Raw genomic sequence first — 13,947 nt, forward strand, 5'->3', positions numbered from 1 at the left:
ACGAACTGTTCCAGTCCCTAGCGACGAACCGCAGGGATTTCGAGACGGAGCCTTGCGGATTCCCACGAAAAATCGTCACAAAATTTTGGCCTTTCGCAAATCGATCGGCTAAGGGGCTGTCTCTCCTTCAAACAAGCCGGCCACGCCGTCCCCCAACAGGGCGGCAAGCGGCCTGAAAGACAACGGATTACTGATGGCTTCGCTCGTCTCGCGATTCTTCAAGCTCGGCTCCCAGAACATGGCTATCGACCTGGGTACCGCCAATACGCTCGTCTATGTTCAGGATCGCGGCATCGTGCTGAATGAACCGTCGGTAGTCGCCATCGAAACGCTGAACGGCGTCAAGAAGGTCAAGGCCGTGGGCGATGACGCCAAGATGATGATGGGCAAGACGCCCGACAACATCGAAGCCATCCGCCCGCTGCGCGACGGTGTGATCGCCGACATCGAAATCGCGGAAGAGATGATCAAGCACTTCATCCGCAAGGTGCACGGCAAGAAGAACCTGTTCCGCTATCCGGAAATCGTGATCTGCGTGCCCTCGGGCTCGACTTCGGTCGAACGCCGCGCGATCCGTGACGCTGCCTCGAACGCCGGCGCCAGCCAGGTCTACCTGATCCTCGAACCGATGGCCGCCGCGATCGGCGCCGACATGCCGGTTACCGAACCGGTCGGCTCGATGGTTGTCGACATCGGCGGCGGCACCACCGAAGTCGCCGTGCTTTCGCTGCGCGGCCTTGCCTACACCACCTCGGTGCGTGTCGGCGGTGACAAGATGGACGAAGCGATCGTTTCCTACGTTCGCCGCCACCACAACCTTCTGATCGGAGACGCCACGGCGGAACGCATCAAGAAGGACTACGGCATCGCCACCATCCCGGCCGACGGCATCGGCGAAACGATCCACATCAAGGGTCGTGACCTCGTCAACGGCGTGCCGAAGGAAATCACCATCAGCCAGGCGAACGTCGCCGAAGCGCTGGCGGAACCGATCGGCGCGATCATCGAAGGCGTGCGCATCGCGCTTGAAAACACCGCTCCGGAACTCGCAGCCGACATCGTCGACCAGGGCATCGTGCTCACCGGCGGCGGCGCGCTGATCCAGGGCCTGGACGACTATCTGCGCGAAGAAACCGGCCTGCCGGTCAGCGTCGCCGAAGATCCGCTGTCCTGCGTCGCGCTTGGCACCGGCCGCGCGATGGAAGACCCGGTCTATCGCGGCGTCCTGATGTCCGCATAAGCGTTCGCGCGGGCGGCGCGGCCCCAGGGCACGCGCCGCCCGCATTTGATTCCGGCGAAGGTTTCGTCGGCAAGGCCATTAACGGCGGCCCGTCCGCCCTTGTTTCAGGAGTGCATGGCGCATGGCGCCGCCCGCAAACAGGCGCTCCAGCTATTCGCGCAGAGCGCAATATTCCACCTTCCTGAGCTATTCCGCGGGCGTGTTGGGCGCTGTCGTGGGGTTGGGGCTCGTGGTGGTCTCGCTGGTCAACCCCGACGTGTTCTCCCCGCTACGCGGCCTTGCCTCCGACGCGACCGAGCCTGCCAGCCAGGCTGTCGCAGGCGGACGCGAGATGGGCCGCAACGCGATTGCGGACGTTTCCGGTTTCTTCCATTCCGGCAACGAGAACGCACGTATCCGCCGCGAACTGGCTGAGGCGAAAGTGCGCCTTGTCCAGGCCGATGCCACGCGTGTCGAGAACCAGCGCCTGAAGGCGTTGATGGGCATTCCCGAAACCGACGCCACGCCGGTCGCCTTCGCGCGCCTCACCGCGTCGACCGGCAGCAGCACCCGCCGTTACGCCACCTTGGGCGCCGGGCACGATCGCGGCGTTATCACCGGAATGCCGGTGCGCTCGCCGATGGGGCTTGTCGGCCGCGTGCTCGAAGTGGGGGCATCCAGTTCCCGCGTGCTGCTGATCACCGATAGCGAAAGCCTGGTGCCTGTCCGCCGTTCAACCGACGGCGTTCCGGCATTCGCGCAAGGCGCTTCGGACGGCACGCTGCGCATCCGCCTGATCAACCTGGGCATCAATCCGCTAAAGAAGGGCGACGTGCTCGTCACCTCGGGTTCGGGCGGGCTCTATCGCCCCGGCACGCCGATGGCGATCGTCACCGAACTGCTGCGCGACGGCGCCATTGCCCGCGTGCTCAGCAATCCCTCGGATACCGATTACGTCATGGTCGAAAGGGCCTGGGCGCCGCCGCCCCCGCCACCTCCGGCCCCGACAACCGATGGCATCAAGCCGGCGGGCAAGCGATGAACCTGTTCCGGGCCGGACACAGCCAGACCCGTCGCAGCATCAACCGCGCGCCCTGGCCGCCGCTGGCGCGCGCTTTCCCGTGGCTGACGATTATGTTGGCATCGATTGCCCCGTCGTGGCTGCTGGTCGCGTCGGCCCCGGTCATGCCGCCGCTCGGTTATCTGGTCTTCCTGTCGTGGCACCAGTTGCGACCGGGACTTCTGCCGATCTGGGCGGGCCTGCCGCTGGGCCTGTTCGACGATCTGTTCTCCGGCCAGCCTTTCGGTTGTGCCGTACTGCTCTGGTCGGCCTCTTCCATCGTGCTTGATCTTGTCGAAACCCGCCTGCCCTGGCGCAATTTCGTGATCGAGTGGCTGGTGGCGAATGGCCTGATCCTGACTTATATCGTGCTGTGCCTGGGCCTCGCCAATGTCGGCGGGGCGGATGCCCCCCTCCGTGTGATCGTACCGCAGATCGTGATTTCCGTGCTCGCTTATCCCCTTGTCGACCGCTTCGTCGCCATTGCCGACCGCTTCCGCCTGAAGCCGTTCCTGGTCGCGCGATGAAGATCAATTTCCGGCGCCTTATCCAACCGCGCCACGTCAGTGCCGGCACGCTGCGCAACAGCTTCGACCGGCGCAGCCTGGTCATAGGCGGCATCCAGGGCGGCATTGGCGTGCTGCTGGCCGGCCGCATGGCCTATCTCGCCATCGGGCAGAACGAGAAATACAAGCTTGAGGCGGAAAGCAACCGCGTCAACCTCTCGCTGATCCCGCCGCGTCGCGGCTGGATTCTCGACCGCAACGGCACTCCCCTCGCCTCCAACCGCGCAGACTTCCGCGTCGACGTGGTGCCGGAACGCATGGAGGACAAGGCCCACACCCTGAACGTGCTCGGCCAGCTTCTCAGCATGTCGCCCATCGCCATGCAGGATCTGGAGGACAAGATCGAGAAGTCGCGGGGGTTCGCCCCCGTCGAAGTCGCCAGTGGTCTTGATTTCGAGCGGTTTGCCGCCGTCAGCGTCCGCCTGCCGGATCTGCCCGGCGTGGTGACGCAGCGCGGCTATTCGCGATTCTATCCGCTGGGGCCCGACGTGGGCCACCTGATCGGCTACGTCGGCCCCGCTTCCGCCGAAGAGTATGAAAAGGACCACGACCCGGTCCTGATCACGCCCGGCTACAAGGTCGGCAAGGACGCGCTCGAAAAGTTCTACGAAAAGGAACTGCGCGGCACCCCCGGCGCCCGCCGGGTGGAAGTCACCGCATCGGGCCGCATCGTGCGCGACCTCGACACGCGTGAGGACATTCCCGGCAAGACCATCAAGCTCACCATCGATGCCGGCATTCAGGAGTATGCGTCGCGCCGGATCGGCATCGAATCGGCGGCGGTGGTGGTGATGGACTGTCAGACGGGCGACATCCTGGCGATGTGCTCCATGCCCAGCTTCGATCCCAACAGCTTTTCCGACGGCATCGGCCGCCTCGAATGGAAGATGTTGGCGGACGACGATCATGTGCCACTGCGCAACAAGGTTCTGCGCGGGCTCTATCCGCCGGGCTCCACGGTCAAGCCAATGGTCGCGCTCTCGTTTCTGGAAGCCGGGCTGGACCCGAACGAATCGGTGTTCTGCAGCGGCGGCCTGCGCGTAGGCAACCGCGTGTTCCACTGCTGGCAACACCACGGCCACGGCCAGGTCAACATGGCCAAGGGCATCTACCAGAGCTGCGACGTCTATTTCTATCACTTCGCGCAGCGCATGGGCATGGACCCGATCGCCGCGATGGCGAGCCGGTTGGGCCTTGGCCACGATTTCCCCCTCCCGGTTTCCGGCCAGTCCTACGGCACGGTGCCCAATCCGGCATGGAAGCTGAAGAAGTACGGCAAGGAATGGCAGACCTTCGACACGGTCAACGCCACGATCGGTCAGGGCTACTTCCTGGTGAACCCGCTGCAGCAGGCGATCCAGGTTTCGCGAATCGCCAGCGGCAAGATCATCATGCCGCGCCTGATCCACGGCCATGATTACCAACCGCCCAAGCCGCTCGGCATTCCCGACGAGCATCTGGCCTATGTTCATCAGGCGATGTCGGACGTCGCCAATGGCCCGGGTTCCGCGCGTCACGCGGCATTGCCTTTCCCCGACATCAAGCTGGCCGGCAAGACCGGTACGGCGCAGGTCGTCGGCCTCAACATGGGCAACGGCAAGGGCGGCCAGTGGAAGCACCGCGACCACGGCCATTTCATCTGCTTCGCGCCGGTTGAAAACCCGCGCTATGCCTGCTCGGTCGTTGTCGAGCATGGCGGCGGTTCGCCTGCCGCCTATCCGATCGCCCGTGATATCCTGACCTATGTGTTCGACAAGCAAAGGGGCATGGATATCCTGACCGAGCTTGAGAAAGGCTGGGGAGGCACTCCGAAAGAGCGCCTTGACGCGCGCTATCGCAAGTATGCGGCCGAGTTCGGCGTCGGCGCGCCTGCGGTTTCTCCTGAGCAGGAAAATCAGGCTGTCGATCAAGGCGCTTCAGGCGCCGAACCACAACAGCCGATCGTGCGAGACGCTCAATCCCCGGCACCGGAACCCGGTGGCGGGGATAACCCGGCACCGGCCGCAGCACCCTCGCCCGCTCCCACTGCAACTGCTACGCCCGGACCCGTGCAAACTCCCGGAACTCCGCAATGATCAGCCGTTCCATCGTCCCCGACACCATCGCCCGCCAACCCTGGGGCATGCTGGTGCCACTGACGGGACTGGTCTCGCTCGGCGCGGCGGTGCTCTATTCGGCGGCCGGCGGCAGCCTGCAGCCCTATGCGCTCAGCCATGTGCTGCGCTTCTTCGTGTTCCTGTGCATGGCCATCGTGATTTCCCGCATCAGCCGGGATTTCTTCCGCATGGTGGCCTATCCGATCTACGGTGCGATCGTCGTTCTGCTGGTTCTGGTGGAAGCGATCGGCGCGGTGGGTGGCGGCAGCCAGCGCTGGCTCAATCTGGGCTTTATGACGCTGCAGCCGTCGGAACTGATGAAACCCGCCATCATCCTGGTGCTGGCGCGGTTCTATGAGACGCTGCCCCATGCGATGACGGCAAGCTGGCGCGGCCTGGTGCCGGCCGGCGTGCTGATCCTGCTGCCCGTGGCTTTCGTTGCCATTCAGCCCGATCTCGGCACCGCGCTGGCAATCTGCTTCGGCGGCGGCGTCCTGATGTTTCTGGCGGGCCTTCCGATGTGGTGGTTCGTGGGCGCGGGCATCAGCGGACTGATCGCCGGCCCGATCGCCTTCTTCACGCTGCTGCATGATTACCAGCGCAACCGCGTGCTGACCTTCATGGACCCCGAAAGCGATCCGCTGGGCACGGGCTATCACATCACCCAGTCCAAGATCGCGATCGGATCAGGCGGCATCTTCGGCAAGGGATTCGGCAACGGATCGCAAAGCCACCTGCAGTACCTGCCAGAGCCGCATACCGACTTCGTGTTCGCCACCATGGCGGAGGAATGGGGCATGATGGGCGGATATTTCGTGCTGTTCGTCTTTGCCATCGTGCTGACCTGGGGAATGCGCGTTGCCCGCAACGCACCGGACCGGTTTTCCAGCCTGCTGGCCGCCGGCATGACTGCGACGATCTTTTTCTACGTTGCAATCAACCTGATGATGGTGATGGGCCTGGCACCCGTGGTGGGCATCCCCCTGCCGTTCATGAGCCACGGCGGCACGTCGATGATGACGAACATGATCTGCATCGGCACGCTGATGGCTGTTCGCCGCTGGAGCAACCGTCCAAGCAGCCTTTCCTGAAAAAAATCTGAAACTACCCCCTTCCCATCCAAATTTTTGCCGCTATAGGGGCCTCTCCGCCGCCGAGGAGGAGCCCGCAAGGCTCTGAAACGGCAGCCCGGCCAGGGCAAAGTGTGGACGCATAGCTCAGTTGGTAGAGCAGCTGACTCTTAATCAGCGGGTCCTTGGTTCGAGCCCAAGTGCGTCCACCAGTCCTGTCCTTACGCGGAAACGCGTGGACGCATAGCTCAGTTGGTAGAGCAGCTGACTCTTAATCAGCGGGTCCTTGGTTCGAGCCCAAGTGCGTCCACCATTTCCGTACCTTACGCGGCAACGCGTGTGGACGCATAGCTCAGTTGGTAGAGCAGCTGACTCTTAATCAGCGGGTCCTTGGTTCGAGCCCAAGTGCGTCCACCACCGCGTATTTCCCGGCAATTGCCGTAGTGGCGTATTCTGGCCACCTCCCCCCCATCATATTGTCAGTCAGCAGCCGTGCGACTTCCAGTTGCCTCTGGCGCCACGCTGAGTTCCGTCATGGGAACGGCCTGCATCCTGTCCCTGAAAATCGACCCGATTCGAATCGGTTACACGCGAATCACGCTGGTTGCGGGAACTCGAATGTCCGCCTGTATCACCGGGCGGCGCATGTCCGATTCGCGTGTCGGGCACCGAAGTCGACGCCTTTATACCTGCATAGGCCTGTCCAGCACCTCCCAGCGCCAAAGCGCATAGGGAAGCCGATATGAACGCCCTCTTCACCGAACACCTCCGTTCGAGACGACCACGCCCATAAGAGGCCATCCGTTCTGCGATCATGCATCGGATCCAGTTAAGGCAGGCTTGCAAGGGCATATCGGGATGAATGCCGGATTGCGGGCAATTCGCACCATATCCGGAACATGTTGCGCAGCGACGGACTACTTCGCGTCGGCTTCATCCTCGTCGATCGCGGAAGGCACGCCCGAACCCATTGCCTGGGTATCGATCTCACGCGCCTTCTGGTCGATTTGCGTCTGTGCGGCCTTGTAGCGCTCGTCAAAGGTCGGCTCGCGGTGACATCCGCCCAGGGCCAGCACAGCGGCGGCAAGAAGCAGCCGTCGCATCAGTAGTCCTTCTTGATCTTCACGCTGACCGAGTTGACGCCCGAGCCGCCGGCCTGGCTGAGCACGGAGAGCCAGCGCGTCACGCTCACTTCGATCTGGGTGGCCGTGAAGCCGCGCGCATCGGTGATCAGTTCGACGTAGATGTCGTCCGTCAGATATTGCCCGGCCGCAAGCGCAGTACCGCGCCCGCTGGCCTCGTCCGGGCTGAGGATCCGCAACCGGTCGATACCCGTAGCCGAACGCAGCTTGCCCAGCGGGTTGAGCCCGCCGCCGCTGGCCCGCAGCGAATTCAGCGACGTGGCCAGCTGTACCGCCTGAATGGCCGAAAGGTTCGCGATGGAGCTGCCGAACAGGATGCGTGACAGGATCTCGTCATCCGGCAGGCTGGGCTCGGACGTGAATTCGATCTGCGGGTTGTAGGCGCGGCCGCTGACCGAGACGGTCACGTTCACATCCTCGATCGTCTCGGTAGCCTTGATCGAGACCGAAGGATCGATCGTGCGGCCGCCGTTGAACGAGATCTTGCCCTCGGAAATGTTGAACGAGCGTCCGGCGAAATCAAGATTGCCGCGCACCAGCGTAACGTCGCCCGTCAGGCTTGGCGCCGAGCTGGTGCCGCCAACGGTGAAATCGGCGCTCCATTCCGAATCGAGGCCCATGCCCGAGACATAGAGCTTGTCCGGAGCCTTCAGATGCAGGTCGAGCCGCAGCGACGAGAATGCGGTGCCGATCTGCTCCACTTCCTCATCCCCGGTCACACGGGTGGGCCCGGTCTTCGGCTTGAAGCGAACGCCGGTCAGGTGCGGCACTTCCACCGCGCCTTCGCGTACGATCTCGTACCGGGTTTCCGGAAGGATCAATTGGCCGGACAGCAGCGCCGTCTCACCCTGGCGCTTGGTCAGGTTCAGCGTGCCGGTCGCACTGGCGGACAGCGAAGCGCTGCGCGCAAGCCGCGCCCGGTCCAGCTTCACGGTCAGATCCATCGGATAGCCCGCCGCAGCGGCCAGGCTCATGCGGCCACTGGCGCTGACCGTACCGCTGCCTGCCGTCGCATTCAGCGATTGAAGTTCGAAGCTGTTCCCGTTGAAGCGGCCTTCCAGGCTCATGCTGGTAAGCTTGGTGCCATAGGCCAGGTTTTCGTAGGTCAGATCCCGCCCCTTCACGAGGCCGTTCACGCAAGGGTCCGACAGCTTGCACGAGAAGTCCGCCGCCAGGCCGATCGGACCGCTGAGCGTCTGCCCGGCCTGTCCGACGAACGAGAACAGCGTATCGGCCGGTCCGTTGTAGCGGATGCCGCCACCCAGCGGCGCCTCCATCAAGCGCGAAACCCAGGATCCTTCACCGGGGGGAAGCGGACGCAGCGTCGCCTCCATCCGGCCGATCACGCTGCCGCGCTTGCGGATGACGGCGTGAGCTTCGGCCCCGTCCGAAACCAGCTTGCCCAGGAAATTGATGTCCACCGGCTGGCTGACCGTGCTGGAACTGGTCCGGGTGAAATCATTCACCGACAGGCGCGCATCCACTTGCGGGAAACTGCCCGCGCCGGCCTGTTCGAAATCGAAGCTGCCGTTGGCGGTGCCGCCCAGTCCGTAACCGGGAACGAAAGCGTTGAAGACGCCCACATCGAAGTTCTCGAACCGGCTCTCCAGCTTCATGCCGGCGCCGTACTTGCCCGCCACGCGCGCCTTGCCGCGTCCGAGCGAGAGCGTGGTGGGCAGCAGTTCGTAGCCGTCCTTGCCCGGAACGATGCGCGCCGGGCTCAGCGTGCGCAGCGACTGGCCACGCACACGGCCGGACAGCGCCACGCGCCACAGTTCGGGCGCCAGATCGGCGTTCACGCCCAGACGGAACGGCACGCCGCTGACACCTTCGATCAGTGCCTTGGCCTGCCCGCGTCCGTCACGATAATTGACCAGCACACGTGCCGCCGCCAGATCGAGCGCACCCAGCGACGTTCCCGCCAGCTGCGCATCCGCAATCACCAGCGGCTTGTCATAAAGCACGGCCCGACCATCGATCAGCGCGGAGCCGATGGTGAGCTTCGCAGGCCCGGGGAACACGGCATCCTTGGCGCGCAGGTTGAAATCCACCGCCTGATACTTGCCGTCTGCCGAAAGCCGTAGGGCACCGCCGATGCCATTGCCGGTCGCGGTCAGCTGACCGGCGAAGGGCCCCGTCGATGTCTGCGTAAGCTGGCCGGCGAAATCGACGCCGGAAAGATTCGCGCTGTTGATCTGGAGAGCCATCTGCCGGCCGGTCGTCAGAGTGACGTCAGCCTTGAGCGGGCCGTAATCGGTATCGCTCTTCACGTCGAAACGATAGCCGCCGCGCACGCCGGTGATCCGCGCGTCCAGATTGGCAAGGCCGATGCCGAAGCCGGGATGTTCCGCAGTAACGTGTGCGTCCGGATTGGCGATGGTGCCCGTCACCCGCACGCCCAGAGCGCCGTAACGGTCTGAAGCCCCCCGCGCGGCAAGCGCGATCCGGCCATCGGGCGACCAACTGCCCTGCCCGTCCACAATCCGAAGATCCGGCGCGTTCAGCCTTACCGACGAGAAATGCACGATCCCGTCGGAACCGTAGCGCACGCGAGACGATGCCGCGAAATTGCCGCCCAGATATGTCTCCAGGCTGGAATTCAGCAACTTGCGCGAACGGGCGTGAACAGTCCCTTCCAGCGCGAAGCCATTCTTCTCGCTCTTCAGGTCCATGTTCGTGCGGATGTCGAAGATCCCCACGCTTTCCAGGCGGTAATTGTCGAGCTTACCGTCGATGGCGCCGGTATAGAAACCCTTCGCCAGGTCCGCCGCCAGGATCAGCTTGGCATCGATTCGATCGGATCTGAGGCGCATGTTGTCCGACAGGACGCGGGTGCCGTCGATGGCGATATCGCCATCCAGCCGGACATTGTTCAGCGTGCCGCCGGCGACGGTATCCAGTCCGACGATCCGCTGGACGTGGGCACTCACCGGGATCAGGATCTTGTCCGCATCCACCCGGGCCGCGCCCTGAGCGCTGAAGCCTTGCAGCCCCATGTCGTCCATCATGATCTGCGCGGCGTTGATGCGATAGGCCGCCTTCGGCCGGGTGAACGCGCCATCGAGCGCAAGCGATGCGGTAAGCCCCGCGCCGCTAAGGTTCTTGGCGATCGCCGTGGGCTTCAGCAGGGCGAATTGCAGGCGCAGATCGTCGAACGTGTTCTGCGAAAGGTCGATCGTGCCATCCGGGCGCAGCGTGAAGGCATCGCTGGAAACCAGACCGGAAAGCTTCGCCCGCCGCTTGTCGAGCACGGCCGTCAGGTCAAGATTGGTGATCGGCCCCAGCAGCCCCGCCGTGGGGCCGGTGAACAGCCGCGCGATCCGCGTCGGCCCCTTGACCACGAACGTGCCGTCCCGCGCGGAAAGCCCCAGCCGGGCCAACTCGCCGCCGCCCAGATCGGCTTCGAACGCCCCGTTCCAGGCTTTCCAGTCCCCCTTGCCGTCCAGACGAAGCGCCAGCGGTTGCTTGAAACCGCCCAATGCCGCGATCACGCCGCCCGTCGGCGCATCGAGATCGACCTTCAGCGCCAATCGGTTCTTCGCCGGCACCGCATCCAGCACCAAATCGAAGCGATCGCCACCTTGCTTGCCCTCGATGGCGATCGTGCCGCCCTTGGCAAAGACTTCCGCCCGCCCGTCGGCGATATGTGCACGGCCGTCGACGGTAAGGATACGACGCACGCCCGCAACCGGCGGCTCGGCAATGAAGCGGGCGATCCGCAGGCGGCCAACGTCGATATCGAGGTTGGGCAGCAGCGGTTCGTTGCTGGGCGGCGTCGGTTTGAACTTCGGCGTGCGGCGCAGGATCATCCGCTCCGCCATGGCGCTGCGCACATCCACATGATTGCGCAGATAGGCGAAGGGCCGCCAGTCAACGTCGATCTGCGGAGAGAACAGGAACTCGCCCTGCGGATCGCTGACCGAAAGGTCGTGCAAGGTCATCTTGCTGTAGAGCGAACCCTCGATCCGCCCCACCTTGATCCGCATCCCGTTCTCGAACCGCAGCGCGGCGATCTGTTCGGCCACGAAGCGATGACCCGGCCCGGTATCGATCCCGAAGATCACCACCGCGGCAAGGACGACGACGCCCAGGAACAACCCGACAATGGTCTTCAGCGCACGAATGCGCAGGCGGCGGCCCAGCGTGGGGCGCTTGCGCGCCGGTTCTGCTGCTGCGTTTTCGCCTTCGGGCGGCAGGACTTCGCCGTTCTCTTCCATCAGAACGCCTGTCCGATCGATACGTAGATGTTGATGCGTGATTCGCCGGGCTGCCGGTCGATCGGGGTCGCCAGGTCCAGCCGGACCGGGCCGAAGTTGGTGTAGAAGCGCCCGCCGATGCCTACGCCGTAGCGCAAGTTATTGAACTGCGGAATCTTTTCCCGATAGGCTTGGCCGGCATCGACGAAGGCCACCACGCCGTAAGTGCCGAAGCGATAGCGCGCCTCTACCGAGGCTTCGTTGAGGCTGCGCCCGCCGACGGCCTTGCCGTCTGGTGCCTGTTCGCCAAGCGCCTGATAACTGTAGCCGCGCACCGAACCGCCGCCGCCGGCGTAGAGCCTGCGCGACGGCGCAATGTCGAACAGTTGTGCGCCCTGGATCGTACCCAGCCGCACGCGCCCGGCCAGCACCAGCCCGTCCGTCACCGGATAATAGCCCGAAGCATCGACCCGGCTGCGCACGTAGGGATTGAAACCGCCCTTCACCGTCGCCTCGGGCTGGACCAGAGCCGTGAAGCGGAAACCGCGTGTGGGATCGAGCAGGCTGTCGGTCCTGTCAAACCCGGCCTGCCCGTTAACACCCACCACATAGTAGAGCTTGCGATCGCGCGTGCCGGTATCGACGTTGTAGTCCGTCTCCCCGGTGATCAGCGCTTCAGCCCCGTAAGCGTAGGTGAATTTCTTCTGCCACAGCGGGGTGGAATCGCGCGCCATGCGCACGGCGATGCGGCCGGTATAGGCGCTGTAGGCGTCGTAATCGTTGTGGAACGCTTCGGCCACGAGTTCGAACGTACGATCCCGCTTGCCCGCGTTGGACCGCCGGAAGGTAGAGCTGAGGCCCTGTTGGCGCGTACCGGCAATGCCGCTGAAGATCAGCGCGCCTTCGGGCGGGAACATGTTGCGATTCGTCCAGCTTGCCTGTGCGCTGAGCCCTTCGCCCGTGGCATAGCCCACCGTTCCCGCAATCGTGCGCGGCGGGCCGGCATCCTGCTGGACGTGGAGCGTCACATATTCGGTGCCGTCCGGCCCGGCCGATTCGCCGGTCTTGCGCGGTTCGACGGAGACGGTGGAGAACAGGCTGGTGGCAACCAGCGCCTTGCGCAGGTCGTCCACCTTGCGGCTGTCGTAAAGCTCACCCTTCTTGAAGCGGGACAGCACGGCGACGTGCTTCACGTCGAAAGCCAGATCGCCCGCCGTGGTGAACCCGCCGAAGCGGCCGCGCGGGCCAACGTCGATGGGCAGCGTATAAGCGCCGTCTCCGGTATCCTGGTCCAGCAGGATGTCCCGGTCCCCCACTTGCGCGAAGGCATAGCCGTTTTCGGGCAGGGCCAGCGCCACTTGCGCCTCTGCCCCCTGCACTTTCTCAGCAATGATCGGGTCGCCGACCTTCAGGGCCAGATTGTCCGCGATCAGCGTCGGCGGGATGGTGGGATCGGCCTTCACCACGATGTCGGAGAAGACGTATCGCTTGCCGGGCGCCACGGTGATCACCGCAGTCAGCGGCGGCCCTTCCTGCCCGTTGCGATTGCGTTCGATCCGCGTCGTAATGGTGGGCGAATACCACCCTTCGGACGCGAGCACGGTCTGCATCAGCGTCGCATCTTCGGAAAGGCGCGCGCGCAGCATGGCGATATTGGCTGCCTTCCCGGTCTTCTTCAATGCCGAGTGGGACTTGAATTCGCTCTTCAGGTCGATATCGGTCGCGTCATCGGCCGCTTCCAGCCCATCCACGCGGACAGCATAGGCCACCTCGGTATCTTTCGAGGCTTCCTCACTCTCGGCAAACTGCACCGGCGTCACTTCGAACTGGTCGATCGGCGGCAGCGGCGCGTTCAGTTCGGGATCACGGGCCGGCGCCTGGCCGACCGCTTCGGTTGCGGCCGAAGAGGCTGTTGCAGGCGCGCCTGCATCGGCAGCCGATTGCACGGTCCCATCGGCAGCAGCCGCGCGTGCGGCGCCCTGCCCGGATTTCTCGCCGGGCGTTTCGCCAGCCTTGTCGCCGATATTGTCGCCGGTATTGTCGGCCGCTTTTTCCGCCGGCTTCTGCGTCGCCAGTCGCTGCTCGAATGCCTCTATCGATTCGAGTGGCTTGTCGAGTTCCGGATCGTCTTCCGGATCGAGCTTGGGGACGGAGCGGTTGAATTCGTCATCCGGGATGATCGGCTTCACCTCCGGCAAGGTCACATCGGCCGGAGGTGCGGGAACGTCCAGCTTGCCGGCTTGCAAGTCGTCATCGTTCTGCGAAGCTGCCGCCGCATCTGGCTGAACGGTGCCCGACTGGGCTGATTTAGGCTGAACGGGGCCCGATTGCCCGGCCTTGTTCGCAGCCTCGCTGGATTGCCTTGCGGACGGGGAATTGAGCCGTCCGGTGGACGTGGTCGCGTCCTGCGCAAACGCAGGCACGGAAGAGGCCGCCAGCACCAGAGCCAGCGTGACCAGTCCCGCACCTTCACGCACCCGCCGGGAACCGGCGCCGTCGTGATGGCTTAGCATTGGCATGAGCGGCGCGATTGATCATCCCCCTGTCGAGACTGGGCAACAGGCCCCCTCGTGCTTTACCGTATCGCATTGCAACAGC

General features: G+C 64.3%; 8 protein-coding genes and 3 tRNA genes. 8 read left to right on the forward strand and 3 right to left on the reverse strand.

The window, feature by feature from the left end; all coding sequences use genetic code 11:
- Positions 1–193 precede the first annotated feature (193 nt).
- The 8 genes from WBP06_RS07475 (at position 194) to WBP06_RS07510 (ending at position 6,428) form a co-directional block, all read left to right on the forward strand.
- On the forward strand, positions 194–1,240 hold the full coding sequence (locus WBP06_RS07475) for a rod shape-determining protein (RefSeq protein ID WP_132385298.1): 1,047 nt from the start codon (positions 194–196) through the stop codon (positions 1,238–1,240).
- 121 nt (positions 1,241–1,361) lie between these two features.
- Positions 1,362–2,261: a rod shape-determining protein MreC gene (gene mreC / locus WBP06_RS07480; protein ID WP_395333386.1), complete on the forward strand. Its 900-nt coding sequence runs from the start codon at positions 1,362–1,364 to the stop codon at positions 2,259–2,261.
- A complete protein-coding gene (locus tag WBP06_RS07485) occupies positions 2,258–2,806 on the forward strand; it encodes a rod shape-determining protein MreD (RefSeq protein ID WP_395333387.1) in 549 nt (182 codons plus the stop codon). The genes mreC and WBP06_RS07485 overlap by 4 nt, the downstream gene beginning before the upstream one ends.
- Positions 2,803–4,920, forward strand: coding sequence for a penicillin-binding protein 2 (gene mrdA, locus WBP06_RS07490; protein ID WP_395333389.1), 2,118 nt, complete (start codon positions 2,803–2,805; stop codon positions 4,918–4,920). The genes WBP06_RS07485 and mrdA overlap by 4 nt, the downstream gene beginning before the upstream one ends.
- Positions 4,920–6,032 carry a rod shape-determining protein RodA gene (gene rodA, locus WBP06_RS07495; protein ID WP_395334082.1) on the forward strand — a complete coding sequence of 371 codons (1,113 nt, stop codon included), beginning with the start codon at positions 4,920–4,922 and terminating at the stop codon, positions 6,030–6,032. The genes mrdA and rodA overlap by 1 nt, the downstream gene beginning before the upstream one ends.
- A gap of 115 nt (positions 6,033–6,147) precedes the next feature.
- Positions 6,148–6,223: transfer RNA gene (locus WBP06_RS07500), tRNA-Lys, on the forward strand.
- A gap of 25 nt (positions 6,224–6,248) precedes the next feature.
- A tRNA-Lys gene (locus WBP06_RS07505) sits at positions 6,249–6,324 on the forward strand.
- Between the two features lie 28 nt (positions 6,325–6,352).
- Positions 6,353–6,428 (forward strand) — tRNA-Lys (locus tag WBP06_RS07510).
- A gap of 500 nt (positions 6,429–6,928) precedes the next feature.
- On the opposite strand, the gene WBP06_RS07515 is transcribed toward WBP06_RS07510, so the two are convergent.
- Genes WBP06_RS07515 through WBP06_RS07525 form a run of 3 tightly spaced genes read right to left on the reverse strand, consistent with a single transcriptional unit; the run spans position 6,929 to position 13,868 of the window.
- The gene (locus WBP06_RS07515; protein ID WP_395333391.1) at positions 6,929–7,114 is read right to left on the reverse strand and encodes a hypothetical protein; all 186 of its coding nucleotides are present in this window, start codon (positions 7,112–7,114) and stop codon (positions 6,929–6,931) included.
- The gene (locus tag WBP06_RS07520; protein WP_395333393.1) at positions 7,114–11,370 is read right to left on the reverse strand and encodes a translocation/assembly module TamB domain-containing protein; all 4,257 of its coding nucleotides are present in this window, start codon (positions 11,368–11,370) and stop codon (positions 7,114–7,116) included. Before WBP06_RS07520 ends, WBP06_RS07515 begins: the two co-directional genes overlap by 1 nt.
- Positions 11,370–13,868 (reverse strand): autotransporter assembly complex family protein, encoded by a 2,499-nt coding sequence (locus tag WBP06_RS07525; RefSeq protein ID WP_395333395.1) that lies wholly within the window; start codon positions 13,866–13,868, stop codon positions 11,370–11,372. The genes WBP06_RS07520 and WBP06_RS07525 overlap by 1 nt, the downstream gene beginning before the upstream one ends.
- Positions 13,869–13,947: the final 79 nt, after the last annotated feature.

The sequence above is a fragment of the Novosphingobium mississippiense genome (genome assembly GCF_044029535.1).
Taxonomy (GTDB): Bacteria; Pseudomonadota; Alphaproteobacteria; order Sphingomonadales; family Sphingomonadaceae; genus Novosphingobium.

Excerpts from the sequence above, each read along its gene's own strand:
- WBP06_RS07475 (WP_132385298.1), top strand. The coding sequence starts at position 194 with ATGGCTTCGCTCGTCTCGCGATTCTTCAAGCTCGGCTCCCAGAACATG.
- mreC (WP_395333386.1), top strand. The coding sequence starts at position 1,362 with ATGGCGCCGCCCGCAAACAGGCGCTCCAGCTATTCGCGCAGAGCGCAA.
- WBP06_RS07485 (WP_395333387.1), top strand. The coding sequence starts at position 2,258 with ATGAACCTGTTCCGGGCCGGACACAGCCAGACCCGTCGCAGCATCAAC.
- mrdA (WP_395333389.1), top strand. The coding sequence starts at position 2,803 with ATGAAGATCAATTTCCGGCGCCTTATCCAACCGCGCCACGTCAGTGCC.
- WBP06_RS07515 (WP_395333391.1), bottom strand. The coding sequence starts at position 7,114 with ATGCGACGGCTGCTTCTTGCCGCCGCTGTGCTGGCCCTGGGCGGATGT.
- WBP06_RS07520 (WP_395333393.1), bottom strand. The coding sequence starts at position 11,370 with ATGGAAGAGAACGGCGAAGTCCTGCCGCCCGAAGGCGAAAACGCAGCA.
- WBP06_RS07525 (WP_395333395.1), bottom strand. The coding sequence starts at position 13,868 with ATGCCAATGCTAAGCCATCACGACGGCGCCGGTTCCCGGCGGGTGCGT.